The sequence below is a fragment of the Micromonospora sp. NPDC049799 genome (genome assembly GCF_040656655.1).
GTDB lineage: Bacteria > Actinomycetota > Actinomycetes > Mycobacteriales > Micromonosporaceae > Micromonospora.
The window spans coordinates 1-7,627 of sequence record NZ_JBFAMU010000240.1; the positions used below are offsets into that span (position 1 = coordinate 1).

The following is a 7,627-nucleotide window of genomic DNA, read 5'->3' on the forward strand; positions in this document are numbered from 1 at the left end:
GGCGGTCGGCGTGCGCTGCGCGACCGTGGTCGGCGGCCTCTCGCTCAACCGGCAGGCCGACGAGCTGCGCGCCGGCGCCGAGGTGGTCGTGGCCACCCCGGGGCGGCTGCACGACCTGATCAACCGCGGCGACGCGCGCCTCGACCAGGTGGCGATCACCGTGCTCGACGAGGCCGACCAGATGGCCGACATGGGCTTCCTGCCGCAGGTCACCAAGTTGCTGGAGCAGGTTGCACCGAACGGCCAGACCATGCTGTTCTCGGCCACCCTGGACGGCGGCGTGGACAAGCTGGTCCGTCGCTTCCTGACCAACCCGGTGACGCACTCGGTGGACCCGGGCACCGCCACGGTCACCGCGATGACCCACCACGTGCTGCACGTCGACGCGGCGGACAAGCCGGCCGCGCTCACCTGGATTGCCGCCCGTGAGGGCCGCACGATCATGTTCATGGGCACCAAGCACCGCGCCGACCGGCTCGCCCGCCAGTTGCTCGCCAAGGGTGTACGCGCCGCCGCACTGCACGGCGGCAAGTCGCAGCCGCAGCGGACGCGGATCCTGGAGCAGTTCCGCAACGGGCAGGTGACCGCGCTGGTCGCCACCGACGTGGCGGCCCGGGGCATCCACGTCGACGGGCTCGACATGGTGGTCAACGTGGACCCGCCGACCGAGGCGAAGGACTACCTGCACCGGGGTGGACGCACCGCCCGGGCCGGCGAGTCCGGCACGGTGGTCACCCTGGTCCTGCCCGAGCAGCGCCGGGACGTCTCCCGGCTGATGGCCGCGGCCGGCATCCGGGCCCGGGCCACCCAGGTACGCCCCGGCGACGAGGCGCTGACCCTGGTGACCGGGGCACAGGAGCCCTCGGGCGTGCCGGTGACGATCGCCCCGCCCCCGCCGGCAGCATCCGCCGCCGGCAACCGGGCCGCCCACCGGCCGTCGGGACGCTCGTCGGCAGGGCGTTCGCGCCGGCCCCGACGTCCCCAGGCCCGCTGACCACCGTCAGCCGCTGAAAGCCGTCGCCGCACCGGGTCCGTTCGCCCGGCGGGTCACGGCATGTTCGAAGAGCGTGATGTCTGTCAGACATAAAAATGTCTGACAGACATCACGCTCGTGCGTCTCGTATCCCGTATTCCGCTGCCACGTCGTCCTGGCACGCTGCCACCGGCTCGGTTCGTCGCGAGACACGCCGCCTGCGGGACGCCGCTGAGTCGGGAATCAGCGGTCGTCGGTCCGATCCGTGACAGTGCCCGTCGGTCACGTCGCCCAGGCTGTCCGGTGGGGGACGAGCCGGGCGGACCGTCCGGCGCGGGAGGAGTGACCATGACGGCTGACACCGGCTCGGGGGCGGTGCGGGAACTGTTGCTGGTGGTGGCGTTGGCGGCAGCGGGCGTACTGCTCGCGCTGGTCGCGGTCTTCACGCCGTGGCACGCGGCACCGGACGGGGCCGCGCCGGCCGGCCCGGTCGAACTGCACAGCCCGACCGGGCCGACGGACAGCACCGCGGGCTGACCCGGTCAGCTCGGCAGCGGGTCGTCCACCGGCGGGAGATTCGGCACCCGCAGCAGGTCGGCGAGCGTGGTCCGGTCCACCACGAGGGCGATGGCCCCGTGCACGGCGAGCCAGACGTCCTGCAGCCCGGTGGCCACCCCCTGGTAGCCGGCCCGTTCGGCGGGCAGCCCCCGTACCGTCGTCAGCGAACCGCCGACGGCGCGGAGCACGTCCCCGACGGTGATCTCGTTGGCGGGGCGGGCCAGTGCGTACCCGCCCTCGGTGCCGCGGTGACTGAGCAGCAGGCCGGCCCGACGCAGGTCCACCAGGATGCCCTGGAGGAAGCTCAGCGGTATGTCCTGGACGTCGGCCAGGGACGCGGCCTTGACCAGCTCGCCGCCGCCGGCGGCGACGGCGAGCATGGCCCGGAGCGCGTAGTCGCTGCGCGCGGAGACGTACACGTCACTGACCGGCCGGGTCCAGCACGCCCCAGCGCCGCCGGATGGCCCGGTCCGCGGCACCGAAGGCGGCGTCCACCACGAGACCGACCACCAGGATCACGATCATGATGGCGATCAGCCGCTCCGCGTCGGAGAAGTCCCGCGCGTACGTGAGCTGGGCGCCGATCGACGTGCGGGTGGCGATGACGACCAGCAGCTCACCCGCCATGAGGCTGCGCCAGGCGAACGCCCAGCCCTGCTTGAGCCCGGCGACGATCGCCGGCAGCGCGGCGGGCGCGATCACGTACCGGTAGAGGTTCAACCGGCGGGCGCCCAGATTGCGGCCGGCCCGCAGCAGCAGCGGCGGTACGTAGTCCACGCCGTAGATGACGCCGTTGGCGATCGACGGTGCCGCCCCCAGCACCACCACGAAGAAGATGGCCTGCTCGGTGAGCCCGAAGAGCAGGATCGCCAGCGGGAACCACGCGATCGACGGCATCGTCTGCAACGCGGTGATCATGGAGCCGAGGGCCGCGCGCAGCACCCGTACCCGGGCCACCGCGAGGCCGAGGGCCAGCCCGATCACCAGTGCGGCGGCGAACCCGAGGGCCGCCCGCCGGCCGGTGGTGGCCAGTCCGTCCCACAGTGCCGCGCTCAGCACGTACTCGCCGAGGTCGGCGAGGACCGGACCCGGCGGCGGGAGGACCCAGGGTTCCTTCCAGCCGGTCCACGCCACCACCTGCCAGATGCCCACGGCCAGCGCGAGCGCGGCGATCTTCGGCCAGGTGGCGGCCCAGAGTTGTGCCGCACGGGAGGTCTCCTTGTCCCGTCCGGCGATCTCCAGCGCGTCCAGCCCGGAGATCTCGGCGTCGCTGCGCTGGGCGGTCGTGAGGGTGTCACTGGCCATGGCGGCCCACCTCCGTACGGAGCCGGTCGGTGACCTCGGCGGCGATCGCGGAGACCTCCGGGGAGTCGATGCGGCGCGGCCGGGGCACGTCGACCCGGGTGGAGTAGATGATCCGACCGGGCCGGCTGGAGAGCAGGATGATCCGGTCGGCCAGCCGGGCGGCCTCCCGGACGTTGTGCGTCACGAAGAGCACGGTGAGCTTTCGCTCGGTCCAGATCCGTTCCAACTCGTCGTGCAGGATGTCGCGCGTCATCGCGTCGAGGGCGCCGAACGGCTCGTCCATCAGCAGCACCGGGGTGTCCAGCGCGAGGGTCCGGGCGAGCGCGACGCGCTGCCGCATACCGCCGGACAGTTCGTGCGGACGCTTGCGGCCGAAGTCGGCGAGGTGCACCGTACGCAGCAACTCGGCGACCCTCTCCCGCCGTGCCGCCCGGGGCAGGCCGCGCAGCTTCAGCGGCACCTCGACGTTGCCCTCGACGGTCTGCCACGGGAAGAGCGCCGGCTCCTGGAACATCAGCCCCGGGTTGACGCCGTCGGGCAGGTCGATCCGTCCGCCGCTCGGCCGGTCCAGCCCGGCGACGAGGTTCAGCAGGGTGCTCTTGCCGCAGCCGGACGCGCCGACGAGGCAGACGAACTCGCCCGGCGCGACGTCGAGGGAGACCCCGTCTAGGGCGAGGACGGCGTTCGCCCCGTGCCCGTACACCTTGGTCACGCCGTGCAGCGCGACCGGAGCGGTCGCGCTGCGCGGCGTCGTCGTGGTCGACGTCATGGTTGGACGACCTCGGGCTTGCCCTGGTTCTTCAGGGCCTTGTTGAGGTGGCTCAGGTCGTAGAGGCCGCCCAGGTCCACCGGCTGGGTCAGCTCGACGGCCACGGCGTGGTCGAGGCCGGCCTTGAGCGAGGAGGCGATCGGGTCGTTGGTGAACTCCAGCGTCGGCCACGCCTGCTTGATCAGCTTGAGGTCCAGCGGCTTGCCGGTGATCTTGCCGATGTGGTCGGCGATGGCCTGGTGCGCCTCGTCCGGCTTGGCGTTGACGAACTCGTTCGCCGCGACCTGGCCCTCGACCAGCTTCTGCACGACGTCCGGGTGCTCCTTCAGGAACGTCGTGCTCACGATCAGGTTGGTGATGACGAACTTCTTGTCCGGCCAGAGGTCCCGCTCGTCGACGAGCACCTTGCCGCCGGCGTTGACCAGCCGGGAGACGAACGGCTCCGGCACCCAGGCGCCGTCGATGGCGCCGGTGGTGAAGGTCTCCACCGTCTGGGAGTTCTCCTGCGGGACGATCTGGACGTCGCCGCCGCCCTCCTTGGTGGTCTTGAGGCCCTTCTCCTTGAGCCAGTAGCGGATGGCCACGTCCTGGGTGTTGCCGAGCTGCGGCGTGGCGATCTTCTTGCCGCGCAGCTGCTCCCACGAGGTGATCTCGGGCTTGACCACCAGGGCGACGCCGCCGGACGCGGCGCCGGAGACGACCCGGACGGCCTGGCCCTTCGACTTGGAGTGCGCGTTGATGGTCGGGTTCGGACCGATGTACGTCGCGTCGAGCGCGCCGGAGAAGACGGCCTCGATCGCCGAGGGGCCGGCGTTGAAGGTGGTCGTCTCCAGCCTGACGTCGACACCCAGCTTCTCGGCGAAGATGCCCTTCTCGACGCCGACCACGGCGGGGGCGTGCGTGATGTTGGGGAAGTAACCGAGGCGCAGGGTGACCGGGCCGGACCCGCCGCCCGCGCTCTCGCTGTCGTCGCCGCAGGCGGCGGCGGTGCCCAGGGCCGCCACGCCGACGACGGCGACGGCGGCCAGAGAGGCCAGCCGAGGCAGGGGGGAGCGTCTCATCGCCCATCCAATCCGCAGTATTCCTACTTAGTTGATAGGAAGACTGGGTCAGGGTCCGGCCGCGGTCAAGACTCGTCCGCATGGCGGGACAATCGATCCCAGCGTTGGCGGCGCCCCGACCCTCGGGCGGCGGCCCGCGACGGGTGGCGGGAGGTAGGGGTACGGGAGGTGCCGACGCGCTAGGGTCGATCCCGTGCCGACGCGGAGAGCCAAGATCCCAGCCACGAAGTATCCGGTCGAGCGGTTCACCCTCGACAACGGCCTGCGGGTGGTCCTCACGCCCGACCGGAGTGCCCCGGTCATCGGGGTGGCGGTCGTCTACGACGTCGGCATCCGCTCCGAGCCGGAGGGACGCACCGGGTTCGCCCACCTCTTCGAGCACCTCATGTTCCAGGGCTCGGAGAACCTGGAGAAGCTGGCCCACTTCCGGCACGTACAGGGCGCCGGGGGCACCTTCAACGGGTCCACCCACCTCGACTACACCGACTACTTCGAGACCCTGCCGAGCAACGCCCTGGAGCGCGCGCTGTTCCTCGAGGCGGATCGCATGCGCGGGCCCCGGCTGACCGAGGAGAACCTGCGCAACCAGGTCGACGTGGTCAAGGAGGAGATCCGGGTCAACGTGCTGAACCGGCCGTACGGCGGGTTCCCGTGGCTGACCCTTCCGCCGGTCATGTTCGACACGTTCCCCAACGCGCACGACGGTTACGGCTCCTTCGACGACCTGGAGTCGGCCACCGTCGCCGACGCCGCCGACTTCTTCCGGCGCTACTACGCCAGCGGCAACGCCGTCCTCGCGGTGAGCGGGGACGTCGACGTCGCCGAGGCGACCGCCCTGGTCGAGCGGCACTTCTCCGACGTGCCGGCCCGGCCGGCACCGGAGCGGCCGAGCTTCGCCGAGCCGGACCTGGCCGCCGAACGGCGCACGTCGTACACCGACCGGCTGGCCCCGCTGCCGGCGATCGCCTCGGCCTGGCGGGTGCCCGACCCGGTCACCGACTTCGCCGGCTACCTGCCCTACGTGGTGCTCGCCGAGGTGCTGACCGACGGCGACGCGTCCCGCCTGGTCGAGCGGCTGGTGCAGCGGGACCGGTCGGTGACCAGCCTGGGCGGGTACCTGGGCTTCATGGGCGACCCGTTCGAGGTGCGGGACCCCACGGCCCTGCTGCTCCAGGCGCACCTGCCCCCGGGCGGCGACGTCGACAAGGTGCTGCGCACGATGGACGAGGAGTTGGACCGGCTCGCCACCGACGGCCCCACCGAGGGCGAACTCGCCCGCACCCAGGCCCGGATGGCGACCCACCTGCTGCGGGACACCGACGCGGTGCTCGGCCGGGCCCTGCGGATGGCCGTCCTGGAGCAGCAGCGCGGCGAGCCGGGCCTGCTCAACGAGCTGCCCCGGCTCGTCGGTGAGGTCACCGACGAGCAGGTACGCGCCGCCGCCGCCACCCTGCGGCCGGAGTGCCGCGCGTCCATCGAGGTCATTCCCGGAGGTGGCCGGTGAGCGGGAAGTCGCGAACGAAAGGGGGCTCGATGACGGCAACCGTCCCGACCGCGCCGCGCACGCTGCCGCCGCTCGGTCCCACCCGCAGGCTCAAGCTGCCGAAGCAGGCCGAGCGCACGCTCGGCAACGGCCTCACCGTGATCGCCGTACGCCGGCCGGCGGTACCCCTGGTCGAGCTGCGGCTGTGGATGCCGTTCGGTCGGGCCCCGCTGGCCCGGGGCGCGATGCTCGCACAGACCCTGCTCTCCGGCACGGAGTCGATGACCGCCGTGCAGATCGCGGCCGAGTTGCAGAAGGTCGGCGGCGGGCTGTCCGCCGGCATCGACCCGGACCGGCTGATGCTCTCCGGCGCCGGTCTGGTCACCGGGCTGGACCGGATGCTGGAGATCCTCGGCGAGGTGCTGACCGGCGCGACGTACCCGGCCGACGACGTGGCCACCGAGCGGGACCGGCTGGTCGACCGCATCCAGGTGGCGCGGAGCCAGCCGGCGCACCTGGCCCGCACCGCGCTGCTCAAGCGGATCTACGGCAAGCACCCGTACGCGGTGCAGACCCCGGAGCCCGAGGCGATCCGGGCGGTCCGGCCGGGCGTGCTGCGCACGCTGCACGCCCAGCGGGTGCACCCCGCCGACGCGGTGCTGGTGCTGGTGGGTGACGTGCAGCCGGAACGGGCGTTGGACGCGGCCGAGAAGGCCCTGTCCGGCTGGAACGGCGCCGGGCACACCGCCGACCTGCCGCCCGCGCCGCCGCTGGAGCCGGGCCCGCTGCTGCTGGTGGACCGGCCCGGGTCGGTCCAGTCGTCGCTGCGGGTGGCGCTGCCCGCGGTGCCGCGTACGCACCCGGACCACGCCGCCCTGCAACTGGCCAACCTGATCTTCGGCGGCTACTTCTCCTCCCGCTGGGTGGAGAACATCCGCGAGGACAAGGGCTACACGTACGGGCCGCACTCCCTGGTCGAGCACTCGGTGGCGGGCTCGGTACTGGTCGCCGCCGCCGAGGTGGCCACCGAGGTCACCGGCCCGGCGCTGCTGGAGACCACGTACGAGCTGGGCCGGCTTGCCTCGCTCCCGCCCAGGGAGGACGAGCTGGAGCAGGCCCGCCAGTACGCCCTCGGCACCCTTCAGCTCGGCATGTCCACCCAGGCCGGTCTCGCCTCGCTGACCAGCGCGTACGCCGGCAACGGCCTGCGTCTGGACTTCCTCGCCGAACACGCCGCACGGCTGGCCAGGGCGACCGCCGTCGACGTCGCCGAGGCGGGGGCCCGCTACCTGGCGCCGGCCCGGGCGGTCACCGTCGTGCTGGGCGACGCCGACCGGATCGGCCCGCAGCTCGCCGCGCTGACCCCGGTCGTCACCGAGCCGGTGTCGGCGTGAACCGTCGGGCAGGTGCGCGCACCGCCGCCCGCTGGCCGAGGAGGAGATGAAGACCACCTTCGACGCGGCCGGCCAGCTCACCCG

8 protein-coding genes are annotated in these 7,627 nt (G+C 72.6%); 4 read left to right on the plus strand and 4 right to left on the minus strand.

Going from position 1 to position 7,627, the window contains the following annotated elements:
* Positions 1–994 (plus strand): DEAD/DEAH box helicase (locus tag AB0I76_RS18240; protein WP_357036493.1); only part of this gene is annotated, 994 nt, incomplete at its 5' end.
* 327 nt (positions 995–1,321) lie between these two features.
* Entirely contained in the window at positions 1,322–1,510 is a 189-nt protein-coding gene (locus AB0I76_RS18245) for a hypothetical protein (RefSeq protein WP_357036496.1), read from the plus strand.
* Positions 1,511–1,515: 5 nt separating this feature from the next.
* On the opposite strand, the gene AB0I76_RS18250 is transcribed toward AB0I76_RS18245, so the two are convergent.
* From AB0I76_RS18250 to AB0I76_RS18265, 4 genes are read right to left on the minus strand one after another with little or no spacing between them, the layout of a single operon-like run.
* On the minus strand, positions 1,516–1,950 hold the full coding sequence (locus AB0I76_RS18250; protein WP_357036499.1) for an Rrf2 family transcriptional regulator: 435 nt from the start codon (positions 1,948–1,950) through the stop codon (positions 1,516–1,518).
* Position 1,951: 1 nt separating this feature from the next.
* Positions 1,952–2,836, minus strand: a complete 885-nt coding sequence (locus tag AB0I76_RS18255; protein ID WP_357036501.1) for an ABC transporter permease — start codon at positions 2,834–2,836, stop codon at positions 1,952–1,954.
* Entirely contained in the window at positions 2,826–3,605 is a 780-nt protein-coding gene (locus AB0I76_RS18260) for an ABC transporter ATP-binding protein (RefSeq protein ID WP_357036504.1), read from the minus strand. The genes AB0I76_RS18255 and AB0I76_RS18260 overlap by 11 nt, the downstream gene beginning before the upstream one ends.
* Positions 3,602–4,666, minus strand: coding sequence for an ABC transporter substrate-binding protein (locus AB0I76_RS18265; protein WP_357036507.1), 1,065 nt, complete (start codon positions 4,664–4,666; stop codon positions 3,602–3,604). Before AB0I76_RS18265 ends, AB0I76_RS18260 begins: the two co-directional genes overlap by 4 nt.
* Before the next feature lie 193 nt (positions 4,667–4,859).
* Here AB0I76_RS18265 and AB0I76_RS18270 point away from each other — a divergent pair, with 193 nt between their 5' ends.
* Together AB0I76_RS18270 and AB0I76_RS18275 are read left to right on the plus strand one after the other, a co-directional pair.
* Positions 4,860–6,170, plus strand: coding sequence for a pitrilysin family protein (locus AB0I76_RS18270; protein ID WP_357036510.1), 1,311 nt, complete (start codon positions 4,860–4,862; stop codon positions 6,168–6,170).
* 29 nt (positions 6,171–6,199) lie between these two features.
* Positions 6,200–7,543: a pitrilysin family protein gene (locus AB0I76_RS18275; protein WP_357036513.1), complete on the plus strand. Its 1,344-nt coding sequence runs from the start codon at positions 6,200–6,202 to the stop codon at positions 7,541–7,543.
* The last annotated feature ends 84 nt before the right edge of the window (positions 7,544–7,627 follow it).

Bases quoted from the DNA above. Each gene is read 5' to 3' on its own strand.
- AB0I76_RS18265 (WP_357036507.1), bottom strand. From the start codon at position 4,666: ATGAGACGCTCCCCCCTGCCTCGGCTGGCCTCTCTGGCCGCCGTCGCC.
- AB0I76_RS18260 (WP_357036504.1), bottom strand. From the start codon at position 3,605: ATGACGTCGACCACGACGACGCCGCGCAGCGCGACCGCTCCGGTCGCG.
- AB0I76_RS18245 (WP_357036496.1), top strand. From the start codon at position 1,322: ATGACGGCTGACACCGGCTCGGGGGCGGTGCGGGAACTGTTGCTGGTG.
- AB0I76_RS18255 (WP_357036501.1), bottom strand. From the start codon at position 2,836: ATGGCCAGTGACACCCTCACGACCGCCCAGCGCAGCGACGCCGAGATC.
- AB0I76_RS18275 (WP_357036513.1), top strand. From the start codon at position 6,200: ATGACGGCAACCGTCCCGACCGCGCCGCGCACGCTGCCGCCGCTCGGT.